This window comes from Marinitoga sp. 38H-ov (assembly GCF_011057715.1).
GTDB lineage: Bacteria > Thermotogota > Thermotogae > Petrotogales > Petrotogaceae > Marinitoga.
Genome location: NZ_LNGH01000056.1, coordinates 1 through 17,286, shown reverse-complemented (window position 1 = coordinate 17,286; position 17,286 = coordinate 1). Strand labels below are relative to the sequence as shown.

The 17,286-nt window shown below is 24.0% G+C and carries 15 protein-coding genes; 1 reads left to right on the top strand and 14 read right to left on the bottom strand.

The features are described 5' to 3' along the window. Window positions 1-7: 7 nt before the first annotated feature. The 7 genes from dnaX to AS160_RS11070 all read right to left on the bottom strand — a co-directional run bounded on the left by dnaX (window position 8) and on the right by AS160_RS11070 (window position 11,238). A complete protein-coding gene (dnaX, locus tag AS160_RS11100) occupies window positions 8-1,369 on the bottom strand; it encodes a DNA polymerase III subunit gamma/tau (RefSeq protein ID WP_165149081.1) in 1,362 nt (453 codons plus the stop codon). A gap of 83 nt (window positions 1,370-1,452) precedes the next feature. Next, on the bottom strand, window positions 1,453-2,700 hold the full coding sequence (locus AS160_RS11095; protein ID WP_165149078.1) for an HD domain-containing phosphohydrolase: 1,248 nt from the start codon (window positions 2,698-2,700) through the stop codon (window positions 1,453-1,455). Between the two features lies 1 nt (window position 2,701). Beyond that, the gene (locus AS160_RS11090; RefSeq protein WP_165149075.1) at window positions 2,702-4,804 is read right to left on the bottom strand and encodes a hypothetical protein; all 2,103 of its coding nucleotides are present in this window, start codon (window positions 4,802-4,804) and stop codon (window positions 2,702-2,704) included. A gap of 4 nt (window positions 4,805-4,808) precedes the next feature. Further along, window positions 4,809-5,462: a DUF3307 domain-containing protein gene (locus tag AS160_RS11085; RefSeq protein ID WP_165149072.1), complete on the bottom strand. Its 654-nt coding sequence runs from the start codon at window positions 5,460-5,462 to the stop codon at window positions 4,809-4,811. Beyond that, window positions 5,455-6,621 carry an HD domain-containing phosphohydrolase gene (locus tag AS160_RS11080; protein ID WP_165149069.1) on the bottom strand — a complete coding sequence of 389 codons (1,167 nt, stop codon included), beginning with the start codon at window positions 6,619-6,621 and terminating at the stop codon, window positions 5,455-5,457. The genes AS160_RS11085 and AS160_RS11080 overlap by 8 nt, the downstream gene beginning before the upstream one ends. 5 nt (window positions 6,622-6,626) lie before the next feature. After that, the gene (locus AS160_RS11075) at window positions 6,627-8,606 is read right to left on the bottom strand and encodes an adenylate/guanylate cyclase domain-containing protein (RefSeq protein WP_165149066.1); all 1,980 of its coding nucleotides are present in this window, start codon (window positions 8,604-8,606) and stop codon (window positions 6,627-6,629) included. 484 nt (window positions 8,607-9,090) lie between these two features. Continuing rightward, the gene (locus AS160_RS11070; protein WP_165149063.1) at window positions 9,091-11,238 is read right to left on the bottom strand and encodes a HAMP domain-containing methyl-accepting chemotaxis protein; all 2,148 of its coding nucleotides are present in this window, start codon (window positions 11,236-11,238) and stop codon (window positions 9,091-9,093) included. 115 nt (window positions 11,239-11,353) lie between these two features. On the opposite strand from AS160_RS11070, the gene AS160_RS11065 reads away from it, so the two are divergent. Beyond that, complete coding sequence (locus tag AS160_RS11065; protein WP_206528186.1) at window positions 11,354-11,809, top strand: chemotaxis protein CheW; 456 nt, start codon at window positions 11,354-11,356, stop codon at window positions 11,807-11,809. On the opposite strand, the gene AS160_RS11060 is transcribed toward AS160_RS11065, so the two are convergent. The 7 genes from AS160_RS11060 to AS160_RS11035 form a co-directional block, all read right to left on the bottom strand. Next, window positions 11,810-12,967, bottom strand: coding sequence for a PD40 domain-containing protein (locus AS160_RS11060; RefSeq protein WP_165149060.1), 1,158 nt, complete (start codon window positions 12,965-12,967; stop codon window positions 11,810-11,812). Window position 12,968: 1 nt separating this feature from the next. Continuing rightward, complete coding sequence (locus AS160_RS11055) at window positions 12,969-13,406, bottom strand: GatB/YqeY domain-containing protein (protein ID WP_165149057.1); 438 nt, start codon at window positions 13,404-13,406, stop codon at window positions 12,969-12,971. A gap of 87 nt (window positions 13,407-13,493) precedes the next feature. Next, on the bottom strand, window positions 13,494-14,432 hold the full coding sequence (locus AS160_RS11050) for a glycoside hydrolase family 130 protein (RefSeq protein WP_165149055.1): 939 nt from the start codon (window positions 14,430-14,432) through the stop codon (window positions 13,494-13,496). Continuing rightward, window positions 14,429-15,421, bottom strand: a complete 993-nt coding sequence (locus AS160_RS11045) for a LacI family DNA-binding transcriptional regulator (protein WP_165149053.1) — start codon at window positions 15,419-15,421, stop codon at window positions 14,429-14,431. Before AS160_RS11045 ends, AS160_RS11050 begins: the two co-directional genes overlap by 4 nt. A gap of 10 nt (window positions 15,422-15,431) precedes the next feature. Continuing rightward, window positions 15,432-16,607: a family 1 glycosylhydrolase gene (locus AS160_RS11040; protein WP_241244271.1), complete on the bottom strand. Its 1,176-nt coding sequence runs from the start codon at window positions 16,605-16,607 to the stop codon at window positions 15,432-15,434. Between the two features lie 154 nt (window positions 16,608-16,761). Further along, window positions 16,762-16,893 (bottom strand): hypothetical protein, encoded by a 132-nt coding sequence (locus tag AS160_RS11570; protein WP_277601318.1) that lies wholly within the window; start codon window positions 16,891-16,893, stop codon window positions 16,762-16,764. Window positions 16,894-16,903: 10 nt separating this feature from the next. Beyond that, window positions 16,904-17,286: family 1 glycosylhydrolase (locus AS160_RS11035; RefSeq protein ID WP_165149051.1), on the bottom strand; the 383-nt coding region annotated here is incomplete at its 5' end.

Genomic DNA, 17,286 nt, shown 5'->3' with positions numbered 1-17,286 from the left:
CCCCCGACTAGAAAAGTTTTATTATATTATTTTTTCTCGTATCTTCTTTTTCATCAAATTCATATTTTATATCTAATTTTACTAAATGATTTGAAAAATTTGAATACAATAATTCCAAAACTGTAGATTTTGATTTAACTATTTGATATTCAAACAAATTATCTTTATCAAAAAGAATTTTAACAAAATCATCTTTTTCTAATATTTTTGCATTTTTTAAGGCAAAATATAATCCTAAATCCATTTTTTCCTTTTTATTTAATAACGTATCCATAACTTTTGAAGTTATTAATTCATATTCAATATCTTTATTTTCATCATAATATATTTTTATATTTTTTTCTGATGAATTTGAATTATCTTCAACGTTAGAAGCAATTAATAATATATTTATATCAAAAAGAATTTTTTTATTCTCGGATTTTTTTATATCTCTTAATAAATCTGATAATTTTTTTGCTATAATAATATCTTTTTCTAAATCATTTAAATTCCTGATCTCATTCATAAGAAACTCTAAAGTTTCTTCTAAAAACGATTCTATCTCTTTACCTTCATTAAATATATCATTTGATATTTCTAATAATTTTTCTGTATTATTATTTTTTAATGAATTTATAAAATCTAAAATAAATTTTTCATCAAATAATCCCAAAATATTAATGACATCTTCTTTAGATATTTCATTATCTGTAAATTTCAATACTTGTTCTAATAAAGATAAAGCATCTCTAGCTCCACCCTTAGCTTTTCTAGCTATTATTTTAGCCGCTTCATAACTTATATTTCTATTTTCTTTTTTAGATATATTTATAATGTGTTCAGTTATCTCTTGCTCACTAATATTTTTAAATTGCAACACCTGTGCTCTTGAAACAATTGTTTCAGGTACCTTTTCTAAGTTTGTTGTAGCTAATATAAATATAACATGCTCCGGAGGCTCTTCTAAGGTTTTTAACAATGCATTAAATGCCTCTTTTGTAAGCATATGAAATTCATCAATTATATATACTTTATACTTTCCAGAAACAGGTCTAAAATTAGCTGCATCTCTAATTTTTCTAATTTCATCTATACCCCTATTTGAAGCAGCATCTAATTCTATAACATCCATAAAACTTCCATCATTTATAGAAACACAATTATTACATTTATTACATGGATTATAGTTAATTGGATTTTCACAATTTAAAATTTTACTTAATATTCTAGCTGTAGTAGTCTTTCCTGTCCCTCTAGGGCCGGAAAATATATAAGCGTGTGATATTTCATTTTTCTCTATTGATTTTTGAAAATATTTTTTTACATGTTCTTGACCAATTAATTCAGTGAAAGTTACAGGTCTATATTTTCTATACAACGTGAGCATAATTGTCCTCCTAAAGAAATCATGTAATGTTCAACATTATTATATCATATTATCAAAAAAAAATAAAAGGGGATTACCCCCTTTTACTCGTTAATAGATTTTTCAAGCGCATTAATAATTTCACAATCAAATTTTATTGGACAATCATTTTTTAACATTTCAAATACTTTTTCTTTAGGCCAAGGTTCTTTGTACACCCTTTTTGCAGTTAATGCATCAAATATATCAGCTGCTGCTAGTATTTTACCAAATTCTGAAATTTCACTTCCTTTTTTTTGATACGGATACCCTGATCCATCTAATTTTTCATGATGTTCCAATGCTCCTAACGGAATATTTTTTGAAAGAAAATCAATTTCTGCTAATAATTCTGCACCAATAATTGTATGAGATTGTATAATTTTATACTCTTCTTCAGTAAGCTTTGAAGGTTTATTTAATATCTCATCTGGTATTCCAATCTTTCCAACATCGTGTAATAAAGCAGAAATTTCTAATTCTTCTAGTAATGAATCATTAAATCCCATTTTTTCTCCAATTTTTACTGCTAAATTTGAAACGTTTTTGGAATGTGTATGCGTATAATTATCTCTTATATCAATAGCTGTTGCAACTGCTAATATTATGCCTTTAATAGTACTACTTAATTCTTCATAAATTTTCGCGTTTATTAATTTATTAGATATTAATGAAGAAAAAATTTCAATTATATTTTTATCTTCATTATTAAAATCTCCATTTTTTTTATTTACAGCTTCTAAAACACCAACTACCTCATTATTTGAAAACAATGGAGTAGCAATTAAATTAACTGTTTTGTACTTTGCTTTTTTATCAGTTCCTTTAAAATGAAATGGATTATTTTCTGCATCATTAATAATGATTGTTTTTTTCATTTTAAAACATTGTCCAGCAATAGAATTATTTATTGGAACATCAACAGTTTCAATATTTCCACTAGCACCACCAGAGGTTATATAAAAATTCAACACCTCTTTTTCTTCATTAAATAATAATATAGACGCTCCGTCAGACTCTAATAAAGACCTTAAAGCTTCTTCTGTCATTTTTAACACAGACTCTAACTTAAAATTACTAACTATAAGTTTTAAAACTCCTAAAATATTTTTTCTTTTAAAATTAAAGTTTGTATCTTTATTTTCATAAAACATATTTTTTAAAGTTATTAAATCTAAATCATTAAGATTTATACTAGAATAAATTTGAACATCTGATAATATATTATATTTATACTTATCCTTTTTTCCATATAATTTTCCATCTTTAAGAATTCCAGAAATCTTATATTCTTGAATATAATTATCAATCATATTAAAACTCCTTCGTTTCAAAATTAAGAGTATATTCAAATTTTTTATCTCTCATATTATAACTTATAGAATAAATAATACCAGAATTTTCTAAAACTGGATAATATATAAATCCTTGTAAATTAGCATTATCATTTAAAAATATATTATCGACTGTATAATCTTCTAAAAATTTATATTGAGTATAAGAAAATCCAGCAGTTAATTGAGGCATCCCTCCTAATGATGGAATGTTAAGCATAATTTCTCCATTTAATATGCTATCCCTATTTTCGCTAAATAATTTATTGTAATTAATTATCATATTTAAATATGGCGATATTGTAAATATGCTTTTTCCTATTAAACCAAAAGAAGACTCTGTTCCAAGGTCCAAATAATAATTATTTGCTATATTATATTCATAATATGCATTTAAATACTCTATATTAAAGCCATCGGATATATAATTTATCCCAAACATAAATTGGAAATATGGTGGAAATTTTATAGTTGGTCCAGCAAGTAATCCATAAACCATTGTACCATCTTTTGTTAATACAACATCTGTTTCAACCCCTACTTTGAAAAATAATATATCTTTATATAACGTTGTTAAATATGCTTGATTAATATCATTAGAATTCGAATCAGTATTTAATATAGCAGTAAATTCTGCATTAAATATTCCAAGGTCAGCATCAATATATCCAAATAAAATATCTGATGATTTACTAAATTCAAATGGAACAAATGATAATATTTCATATGGAATATGAACTCCGATTTTTAAATTATTTAATCTAATTTCAGTATCTAAAACTCTAGAGTATGGTATATAATAGTTGTTCATAAATAGACCCAACCCTTTTGTATAAGAAGGGCTAATTCCATATCTAATATAAAACATTGGAAAATCAAATTTTAAATAATTTATTGATATTGCACTTAAAAGATTATCTGATCTAGACGCCTCCTTACTAGGTAAACCATAGTATAAAGGACTATCTATATCTTCTTGATATGCATTAAATCCTATTCCTAAACCAACAGGTCCAATATCCAAACTTGGAGCAAATGAGTATACTAAATAACTATTAGTACCTTTAATTTGTTTTCCAAAAGAGATATTTCCTATATTTGCTTTTGATTTAACAACAGATTCTTCAATAGAGTTTTGAGCTTCTTCTTTTTTTAGTTTATTTTCTACGGTTTCTGGCTCTTTTGGTATTTCAGGAGTTATTTCCTTTTCATATTGTTCTAAAGGTTTATCTAATCTCTGAATTTGAGGACTTTTTTGTGTTGTGGAATAATTAAACATATTTCCTACTGTAACTGGAAATAATTTATTATTAACCATAGTATATACTGTTCCTTCAAAAGTTCTTATTTTTGCTACATCTCCCTTTTTCTCAAAACCAAATTCAGTCCCTCTGACCCCAGCAACTACTGAACCAGAGCCAACAAGATATTTAGAACCTGGAGCTAATATTTCTTTAATTTTATTTACAGTAGCTCCTTTTTTCAATTCATATTCTATATCTATATCCCCATTTTCTGAAGCTCTTAATTTTTTTAAAAATAATTGCGTTTCAGAAGAAACTTTAATTTCAATATTTAGGGTTGGCTCTTTTAAATGTATAAATCCATCTTTTAACGTTAATAATTCTGATTCTTCTTGTATTATAGTATCATCTTTTAACGAATCCCAAATATCCGAATTAGGTTCTTTGTATAAAACATTTCCTTTCTTTTCTAAAATAATTAATGTTGTTTTTTGTGTATCTAAAATTTTTTCAACAATATTAATTTTTATTGTTTTTTCAATATTTAATTCTTCATTATAAAATTTAATTATTGATTCACCAGCTCTCCAAGGAGATAAATACTTTATTTGTGCTTTCCCATTAATTAAATCAATACCATCAAATAATATTAATGGATCATCAAATCCTCCGCTACTAATTTCTACATTTAAATGAGTTAAAGTTGATTGATTAGTTGAAATTAAAATTTCCGTTTCCTCTCCAACAAATAACTTTGTACTTTCTGATGTTATTACTAAATTACCAAAAATAAATAATGTGCTAATTAAAAATAATATTAAAGATATTTTTTTATACATAAGCTCACCCCCATATAGTTAAATAAGTAATAATTATACTCAAAGATAATGGTCCTAATTCAGATCTCGAATTAAAATCTTCTTTTTTAAAAAATATAAATATAGAGATTAAAACAAATAGAAAAGAAAAAATCAAAAATAATATATCACTATAGAATTTTATAAACGGTAAAGAAAACCTAAAAAAATATCCCAAATAATCTCTTTTATATGGTTTAGAAAACCCATCAATCATATAAAATAATAAACTAATGAAATAAGCGTTAAATAATCCTATAGCAAATAATTTTGTGTATTCAAAACTAATGAGCATATTTTTAGGCTTATATAATAAACTTATTAATATTAATGATGAAAAATGCATAACTTGATCTAATATATAATACGTATGAGAATTGAATGATTTATTTGTTCTATTTTTATATTTTAATATATCAATTAAAAAATGAATTAAAGTTAAAGATATTATTAAAAGAAAATTTATTAATCTCAATGATGATGGTAATAATAGCAAAAACATTGAAATAAATATTATAGATATATGTAAAACAAGAACATTAATTTTTGAATTTTTATATTTTGCAATATAAGATGTTTGGAATACATAATCTCCGATTAGATGAGCAAATAAAAAATAATAAAAAATATTTTCATTCATTTTTTATCACCTCTTTTAATGCATCTACTAAAATAGGATTAAAAAAGATACCGCTATAACTGTCCATCAACTCTATAACTTTCACTTTAGGTAATTTGCTTCTATACGGTCTATCTTCTAATAACGAATAATAAACATCCAATAGCCCTATAATCTGAGCTAATAATGGTATTTCATTTCCTTTTAAACCTTTAGGATAACCCTCTCCATTCCATTTTTCATGATGATATAATACAATTTTCTTTACTTCTTCGGGAATAGTTGGTATTTTTGATACCAATTCATATCCATTTAAAACATGATTTTTTACCATTTGTAACTCTTCTTTTGTTAAATCATCTTTTTTGTTTAAAATTTTTTCTGGAATTCCTATTTTTCCTATATCGAATATTTTACTTCCAAATTTTAAGTACTTTAAATCATTTTCTTTTAAAGATAATATTTCTCCTATTTTCAAAGCTGTTTTTTCTATATTTTCACTATGCTTTTCAGCTCCTGGATTTCTCTTTTCTAATATTTTGCTCAAAATATTCAAAGATTTATCCAATATTAAATTAAATTTATTTTCTAAAATAGAGTTTTCTATGTTTTTATTAATATAATCTTTAGTTTTCTTTAAAATAGAATAATCATATAAATCAAAACCATTATTTCTATATAATATAAAAAGTCCTATAAAATTTTTTTCAAAAAATATAGGTAAAAATATCTTTTTATTAAAACATAATAATTTTTCAGGTTTAAATGAATTTTTTTCAAATGTATTATATTGTATTAAATTAAAATCTGAACTTATATTAAAACTTATGTCATCTAATAAAAAAATATCTTTTAGTATTTTATTAATGTTATTTATATTTTCAATAAAATTTATGTTTGGATATATATTTGACAGAAATTTATATATATTTTTTTTATTAAAATTATTTCTTGATATTCCATTTTTTTCTTTAATAAGACGATCGAAACTAATTAAATAATTTTCATCTATTTCATCGTAAAGCGAAATTTCTATATTATATTTCCCTTCATATTTTACCTTTATTATTTCATTCTTCTTGCTTATTAAATTTTTAAATATTTTATTATTTATCTTTATAATATATTCATAATTTAATTTCTTTAATATATTTATATTTTCTAATATTAGTTCATCCATAATATCTACCCCTTTATTTTAAATAATTTCAAAGGTTTTTCTTTTCCTTTTACTTTAAAATCACCAATATACTCAAAAGAATATTTTTTAGATCTTTTTTCAATTTCTTCTGTTACAATTAACCACTCATTTAAATCCCTAGTTAAATGTTCTATTCTTGATGTAGTATTTACCGTATCACCTATACAAGTGTAGTCCATTCTAAAATCTGCCCCAATGTTACCAATAACCACTTCACCATAATGCATACCTATTCCTGCATTTATTTCAAAATCAAAACCCATTTTCTTTAGTTCTATATTAATATCTATAATTTTTTTTCTCATTTCTAATGCGCATGAAACAGCCCTATCAACTTCATCTCCAAATTCTATAGGAGCACCGAAAATAGCCATAATTAAATCACCAATAAATTTATCAATAGTTCCATAATATTTATTTCTAATAATATCTGCCATTTGTGATAAATAATAATTTAAGAATTTTACCACTTCTTCAGGAGATAATTTTTCTGATTTTTCTGTAAATCCTACAATATCAGACATTAAAATAACTACATTTTTTTTCTCTCCTCCTAATTCTGTTTTACCTTGTTCTAAAAGCATTTGCGCAACATAATCTGGAACATATTTAAAGAAAAAAGATTTAATTTTCTTCTTTTCTTTAGATTCTTTTAAAACAGCCTGAGCTGTATCTACTGTAGATATTATTAGCGAAGACATAAATGGATAAAAAGTATCTATCCATACATTATTTTTAAACATATAATATGATAATAATACATAAATTATTGGAATAGAAAAAGAAAATAATTTAATTGTTATTTTGTCAAATGTTAAAAAAATTAAAGAAAAAAATAATAATAATAAAAGAATTAGACTTGTATAAAAGAAATTTATTCTTTGAATTTTATCTTTATTAATTAAATTTTGTACTGCTGTAGCATGCAAATATACTCCAGGTTCATTATTAGAAAAAGGAGTAATTCTCAAATCGTATAATCCTTTTGCAGTAGCTGAATAACCTAAAATAGCAACTTTATCTTTGAAATTATAATTATCATATTTATTGCTATATACTAAATCATAAAAAGAAATAGTATCAAAAATATTTTCTCCCTTTCCATAAAAATTTAATAAATAAAAACCATTTTTATCAGTTTTTATAACTTCATTATTAATTTCAATTGAATAAGATTTAGGATCAAAAACAAAATCAAAAGGGGAATAATCATTATAAAAAGCATACAATATTAAATCCATATGAGGGAATAATCCAGTACTATATCCTTCATTATATGCCCAATTTTCTTTAAAAATCAAAGGTATACTTCTAGCAACACCATCTGGATCCAACTGTCCAATTTCATATGTTGATGCAGGAACTAAAGAAGAAAATTCTATTATAGGAGGAATTATTTTATAAACAGTAAGTGGAGAAAATAAAGATAAATATTCCGGATTTTTAATTTTAAAGGAATAATTTAAATAAAATTTATTATTTTCCAATTCTTTTTTATATACATTGTTATAAAACTCATAATTATTTTTATCGACTATAAGATATGTACCTAAAACTGTTTTATTATATTTCCTTAAAATTGCTGATAGTAAAATATCATCCTTAGATTTCCCATTTTCTAATATATTGCTTTCGGAAGGTGTAGTAAATGATACATCAAAACCTATAGTTTTAATACCTAATTTAAACAACTTAGCTATCATTCTTGCATAATGCTCTCTATTCCATGGCCATTCATCGTTAAAATTTATAGACATATTAATTAATGAATTCTCATCTATTGCAATAATAACAACATTAGATTCAATTTTTTTTTCACCTCTAATTCTATATCTTAAATCTAATGTTTTCAATTCAAATATTTCAATCCAAGGATTGTTAAATAAATACGTTATTATATATAAAGATAAAAAAAGAAGAAATAAAAAATGACTAATTTTTAAATTATTTATTAATTTTTTCATAATATCACCTAAATATATTATAACATATTTTATAAAAAAATACCTCTTTTATATGATGCACTCCCCAAAAACGGTACAATTAAAAAAAAATGAATAAAAGATTTATCCAACATGGCTCCAGTACTCTACTAGAGCTATATTATTTAATCTTGACTTTCAAAAAATTTATGTAATATTCTATAATATATTCATTTCTTGTTTTTTGATATATTCACATTTAATTGTCAAAAGAAAATTTCAATTAGAACATAATGTCTTGACATATTTGTATATTGATCTAAATTATATATCAAACCCTCTATAAATATTAAAAAAACATTTTTTCATTTGATTCAACAATTTTTTCAATGTGTTTATTAAAAATATCGTATCATATATCTTTACTTTGCAATTAAAAAAACACCCCTTACTTTTATTTTCTCATTTTCAGGGGTGTTTTTTATTATTTCATTTTTTAACTCAGATTAAAATTTCTGATATTTATTTATAACTCAAATTTATTCGAATAGTTTATCATATCATTTGTCATTTTTTCTAACTCTTCAATTAAATCGTCAAATTTCTCAACCTTTTCTTTTTGGTTTATCATCATCAATGATACTCCATCTATTTTTTCAGTTATTTGCTGTATTGAAATAGATATAGATTCAATTGCTTTTGATATCTCAGATGTTGATAATTTCTGTTGATTTGATATATTTGACGTATTTTCAACCATTTCAGAAATATTAGTAATTTCAGATAATATAGATTCCATTTGAATACCAATCTCTTTAATAGAATTTATTATTTGATTAACAGTTTTTGTTATATTAGAGCTTTCATTCAAGGCTAAGCTAGCGTCATTTACTAATGAATTTAAATTTTCTGAAATATTTGAAGCAGAAACATTAGATTCATCTGCCAATTTTCTGATTTCATCAGCCACAACAGCAAATCCTTTACCTGCTTCACCCGCTCTTGCTGCTTCTATAGCTGCATTTAAAGCCAATAAATTAGTTTGCTTCGAAATTTCTGATATTTGTTTAACAATTTCCTCTATAGCTTTAGATTTTTCAAATAAATTATTTATCATATTATTACTCTTATTAACTAATTTTTCTATATTGGAAACATCATTTATCATATTTTGGATTCTATTTTTACCTGAATTTGCATTAGTATTTATTTCCTTAGTTTTTTCGTGTAATTCATTTGCAGAAACGTATAATAAATCAGCTCCTGATGCTATTTCTTCTATATTAGCGGTTGTCTCTTCAACAGATGAAGCTACTATTTCTAAATTATTTTTAATTTCTTCGAAAGATTCAAAAGTATTATTTGTTACTTTTATTAATTCATTTGAAGAATTATCTAAATTCCCTTCTACATTTTTCAATGTATTAGAATATTTATTAAACAATAATACAATTTCTTTTATATTATTTTTTAACGAATTAAAAATATTAGCAATTAAACCTATTTCATCTTTTCTATTAATTTCAATGTCTTTTTTTAGATTACCTTTTGAAACAGATACTGCATGTTGTTCAATTATCTTTATTGGCTTAGTTATACTACTTGAAAATAATACCGATATTATAACAGCAATTATAATGGTAATAATTATAGTTATAATCAATGTATTTCTTAATTCGGAAATTGGCTTAAATACTATTTTTTCATCTTTTTCTAAAACTAATTTTATATTATTTAAATTATCAAAATTATGTGTGACACCTAAAACATTTTTGTTTAAATAATTTTTATATTTTGAAATTTTATCAAGATTTTGAGAATATTGCGTAATAACGGAACCTAATTCAACATTCTCTAAACTAGTTATTAATTTATTGTCAGCATTCAATATATATATACTTGTAGAAGGATCTTCATTTAAAGATTTAAATAAAGAATTACCTAGTTTCTCAAAGTTTACAGAAATAACAATATAACCATATCTTGCAAATCTATATATAAATGGCATCCCAATAAAAAGAGTAGGTTTTTTATTGTATAAGTCTATATCTGATAAAACTATACTTATATTATCATCTGATTGTTCTTTTAACAAACTATATAAATTTCCAAAAGTAGTGTTTTTAATCTCACTATTTTCTATATTTTCTGTAAAATCATTCCCTTTTTTTAACGAATATATTATATCTCCATTTTTATTAATTAAGTATATATCTTCTAAATTTTGTGATAAAGCATAATTAACTAAATTTGGATGATATTTTCTATGAATCAAATCATAATCAGATATTGTAAATTCATCATCACCATACTTTCCTAATTCTTCTTCATTAACATTATTTAATTTAAATCTTTCTTCTTCCGAATAAGGATTTTGAGAAACGTAAACATCTTTTAAATTTTTTATATCTTTAAAATCTTTAAAATATGAATCCATCGATTTTAACATAATTGGTATATATTGTAAATTAGCTATATTTTCTAATGAACTTTTATAATTATCTATTAATAAATTTAACTCAAAAATTTTCGAATCAACTATATTACGAAAATTAAATTTAATCTCATTTTCTAAAGATTTTTGTGAAGAATTTAATGAAATATAACCAATAATGATAAACGGTATTACTAGGATTAAAAGAAAAATAAGAACTAGTTTATTTCTAAAATTCACAATATCCCTCCTAAAAAATATAATTCAAATATATTATAGCATTTTTTCTATATAATTTCAATGTTTGATATATTTATGATATAATATTATTGAAAAAAGAAAAGGAGGTTATAATATGTCTATTGAATTAAAAGCAGTAAGCTTTTATGTAGGCGAGGAAAGATTTGCAATTGACATTAATCATGTTGATACTGTAATTGAGTATCAAAAAACAACTAAAGTCCCTGAAGCTTCAGACTATATTGAAGGTATCGTTAATTTTAGAAATGGTGTACTCCCTATAATAAACTTAAGACTAAAATTTAATTATCCACAATTTGAAGATAAAAGCAAATCAAAAGTTTTGGTTGTAAAATTAGAGGAAAAGAAATTTGGACTTATGGTTGATGAAGTTAAGGAAGTTATGAATGTTATGCAAGAACAAATAGAAGAGTCACCAACTATTGGAGGAAATAAAGCTGATTATATTAGCGGGATTATAAAAACTAATGATAGTATGATTTTTTTAATCGATGTTGAAAAAATTCTTTCTAAAGATGAAAAAATAGAATTAGATAAGTTAATTAAATAATTATTCTGAGAGCCTGATTGCAAAAATGTCAGGCTCTCCATTTTTGTAGTATAGCGAAAAAAGAATAATATTATTATATATATACGGATAAAAAGCATCATCTGAAATCCCCATAGTTAGGTATTCTTCTTTTTTTGTTATAGGATCAAATAAAGTTATTCTATAATAACCATTTTTTAATTTTGAAAAAACAATATAGTTATCATTAGCTATAGGATCAACTTCATTTAATTCAGAAAGAATAATTGGTTTTAATTCTTTATCATATGAATATATATCGCTTTGTCCAGTTTTTGGATCAATCATTTGAAAAATAACATAATTTTTATAAATTGACGGTCTAAATTTAAATGTATTTTTTAAAGATGTTATTTTATTTATTTGATTATCTTTTAATGAATATTTGTATATTTCTGTCCAGCTTTCCCCGTTTCTTTCTTCTACAGAAAAATATACTACTCCATTTTTATAATATGGTGTATATGCATTATATGAATCATTTGAAATTCTATAAATCTCTTCATTTTCAGGGTTATATAATAAAACATCCCATTTTCCATATAATGAGCTCTGAAAAACAAAAGTCCCATCTTCTGTTATATTAGGGAAATATTCAGAAGAAAAATCTAATGGAATATTTATATATTTATTTTTTTCTAAATCATATCCCCAGACATTTCTATTTCCAATATAACGATCTGATATAAAAATTATTTTTTCACCATTTGAAGAAATATATGGATATTCATCAATTCCATCCCAATAGGTTAATTGAATAAAATTCCAATTTTTATCATGCATAAATCTATTAAATGAAATTTTTTCAAGAACTTTTGTCGCAAAATTTTTCACCCAATTATCATTGTCAATTATTTTTTCTGATAAATCCAATTTTGTACTCTCCAAAGATACAACTACTCTTATAGCATTTTTTGATGAATCTTCAGTAAACTCTAATTTTATATCGTAATCAATATTTTCATCATTTTTATATACATTATAAGAATATAACAACTTAGACTCAAATTCTTGAATAATTTGATTCATTATCCAAGAATTTGAGTATTGTTTTAAAAGAACGGTATCTTTTTCTATTTTAATTTGTGAAAAATTTATAGAAACTATAATTAGAAAAATAAATAAATATATTTTTTTCATATTAAGAAAGAAACTTTTTCACCATAGAATTTACTCTATTACCATCAACTTTTCCCTTTAATTCTTTCATAGCCTTTCCCATTACTTGACCAAATTTTGCATTTTCTCCTAATTCTTCAATAATATTTTTTATTATTTTCTCCAATTCTTCATCTGATAATTCAGGCGGAAGATATTCTTTTAATATATTTAATTCATATTCTTCTTCTTCCACTAAATCTTCTCTGTTTGCTTCTTTATATTGTTGTATAGAATCTTGTCTCATTTTTATTTGTTTTCTAATTAATGAAAGTATTTCTTCATCATTTAATTCATCTAATTTTTCAATCTCAGCTTTTTTTATTTCTGTTTTTAATATTTTAATTGCATTTAAAGCTTTTGTATTTTTTTCTTTCATATACTTTTTTAAATCTTCATTTAATTTTGCTTTTAAATCCATAATATCACTCCTTTCATTTTTATCATTATACCATAATTATTTTTAAGTTTGAATAAAAAAAATAAGAAGAATTCCAATGGGAATTCTTCAACTTCTTTTTGTAAATTCAATTAATTCATCTAAATAAGCAAAGGCGATACCTATATATGTATCAGCAGCACCATAATATATAGCAACTTTATTATCTTCAACCAAAGCTGAACATGGAAATACTACATTTGGAACAAATCCTACAGTTTCATATGTTTCTTCAGGTGTCATTAAATATCTTTTTGATCTATATAACACTTTTGATGGATTTTCCAAATCTAATAATGCAGTTCCAAAGCTATATACATATCCATTACATGTATTTGTAACTCCATGATATATTAATAACCATCCATCTGAAGTTTCTATTGGTATTGGACCGGCACCAATTTTTAAGTTTTCCCACCACGAATCGCTTTTTTTACCCATTAACCACTGATGATTCCCCCAATGTATAAAATCATAACTTTCACTAATAAATATATCTCCAAATGGTGTATGTCCATTATCACTTGGCCTACTAAGCATATAATATTTTCCTTTTATTTTTCTGGGAAATAAAACACCATTTCTATTAAAAGGCAAAAAAGCTTCTGGAAGTCTTTCAAAATTAACAAAATCTTTTGTTCTTCCTATTCCTATAGTTGGACCATGTAAATCAGTGCAAAATGTAATATAATATTGTTCATCTATTTTTACTAATCTAGGATCATATGCATAATCAGGAATAGATATATTTCCATTTTCATCTACCCATTTAATTATATTTTCATCAAAAACCCAATTTAATCCATCTTCACTTCTTCCAATGTGAAGATTTGGAACTGTATTATAATGATCAACTCTAAATACACCTATAAATTCTTCATTATATGGTAAAACAGCTGAATTAAAAATTCTTGCTCCACTTTTAAATTGATTTCTTTTTGTTATTGGATTTTTTGAATACCTCCAAATAATTTCATTACTATTTTTTCTTTCTTCCCAGGGTATCATTTCTCCACCTCTTTTACAGAATTTCTTTCTATTATTTTAGTTGGTAATACAATTTTTCTTTTAACTTTACTTCCATTTCCTTTTATTCTTTCAATCAAAAGTTTTGCAGCATTTTCTCCCATTTCTTTTCTAGGCTGATGCACCGTTGTTAATGGTGGATATAAATATTTAGAATATTTATCATTATCAAACCCAATAATAGAAATATCATCTGGTATTAAATATCCCGCCTCATATATTGCCCTAGTTCCACCAAGTGCAACTTGATCATTAATAAAAAATATAGCTGAAAAATCTTTACCATTTTTTTCTAAATATTTTTTTATAGAATAATATCCACCTTCAAATTCAAAATTACCATCTAAAATCTTTAAATTAATATCATATTTTTTTGAAAAATCTACTACAGCTTTTTCCCTTATTTTTGCTGAGTAATATTCCCTCTCACCGCTAACAAAAAGTATATCCTTATGTCCTTTATTAAATAAATATTTCATAGCTGAAAATGCCGAGTGATAATTGTCAATTCCTACTGTATCAACATTTATATCACTATCATTTCTATCAACTGCAACAACAGGTATAGCTGATCTAATTAATTTTTCAATATGTTTATCATCATTTTTTGTAGTACATACTATTATTCCATCAACTCTTCTTGAAAAAAATTGTTCTAATATATCTATTTCCTTATTTAACAACATATGAGTCGAAGTAACAAAACTATCATATCCATATTTTGATAACTCTAACTCTATACTTTCAGATATAATATTATAATGATTTCCTAAAAGATTTGGAACAATAATTCCTACTAGATAATGTAATTTTCTTTTTGCAACCTGAGGGGGTTGATAATGATATTCTTTTAAAGCTTTTAAAACCTTCTTCCTTGTTTCTTCGGACACATTATCTGCACCATTTATTACTCTAGATATTGTAGCAATTGATATTCCTATATTTTTAGAAATTTCCCTCAAAGTTGCCATATTATCACCTCTATCCTAACTTATATGGGTATTTTATATAATTAATCAAATAGTTATTAATCCCTTTATTTTCTATAATATCTTTATATACAAAATATGCTGGTTTACATGTTCTTTTTTTTGTACTGTAATTCACATGAATCAATCCAAATCTTTTCGAAAAAACTTCTGGCCATTCATAATTATCTAAAATTGACCAATACATATAAGCCTTTACATTTGCTCCTAATTCTATTGCTTCGTGTATATTCATTAAATGTGATACAATAAAATATGGCTGAATATCTCCTTTATCAGCAATGCCATTTTCTGTAATAAACATTAAAGGATTATTATATCTTTCTTTAATCTCAAGAATAATTTTTTTAATCCCCTCCGGATATACCTCCCATCCCATATTAGTAACTGGTTTATTTGCTTTTGAAAATTTATCTTTACACGAATATCCATACCCACTAACAACTCTCCAGTTATCATTAACCTTTTTTACAACAGTTCTAGTATAATAATTTATACCTAAATAATCAGTTTTACCATGCATATCTTTTCTATAATTTTTTCTTTTGTTAATATCAAAATTAATATTACCTTTAAAAATCATATCGGTAAAATGATAGTTATTAAAATATTTTGCATATTCTACAATATCTTTATCTTCTTGATTTTCAACATCTATCCAAGTAAAAGAATAAATAAAACCAATAGGTTTATTCGTATATTTTTTCATAGAATCATAAGCTCTACAATGTGCTTCAGCTTGATGCTTTTGAGCTAATTTATAATATTCTTCATTAATTATTGATGGTGGGAATCCAGATTTTGGTTGTAAATAAGCTAAAGATGATACAATTTGTGGCTCGTTTATTGTAGCCCAATAATCAACTATATCATCAAATTCTTTTGCTAGAAAAGAACCGTATTTTACAAATTCAATTACTGTATTTTTATCAGCCCATCCATACGGTCCTTTATTATATAAATTAACATTTATTGGATTATGAATCCATAACGGCAATGAAAAATGATTTAAATCAACCATAACCTTAATATTTTTTTCTTTTAAATCATTTATAATCTTTTTATAATGCTCTAAAGCTTTTATATTTGCTATTTTTTTTAATTCTAAAATATCACATTCATCTATTTCTATAGAAATGATATCTTCATTTTCTTCAATAACTTTCATTTTTACATCAAATGTAGGGGTTGGAAATATTCTTGACTATTTATAATACCTATTCTTACAATATTTAATCCTAATTTTTCCATTAATTTATTATCTTCTTGATATAATTCCCAATAATTAACTCCATTTTCCGGAAAATCTCCACTTACTAATCCTAATTAATAATCCTTACATCATGAGTCCATTTATACCAATCGGAATACTTATCTATCTCTTTTCCTCCCATTTCAAATTGGAACCCCGACATCGATATACCAAATAAGAAATCTTCAGGAAATTTTTTCATATAATTCACCTCATTTAATATTAAATTCCCTATACCACAAAGCGCTATCTTTCAAATATCTCTTAAGAGTAGTATAATCAACATAAACTAAACCAAATCTTTTAGAATAACCATGAGCCCATTCAAAATTATCCATTAATGACCATATAAAATATCCTCTTAAATCCACTCCATCATTAATAGCTTTCAATGCTGCTTCAAAATGGTCGTTTAAATATTTAATCCTATAATCATCATGCACTCTACCATTTATCAATTTATCAGGTCCTGCCATTCCATTTTCTGTTATATATAACGGTAGTTTATATTTATTATTAAACTCTACCAATTTATCGTATAATCCCTTTGGATATATTTCCCAACCCATTTCTGTTTTTGGTAAATTACCTTCAA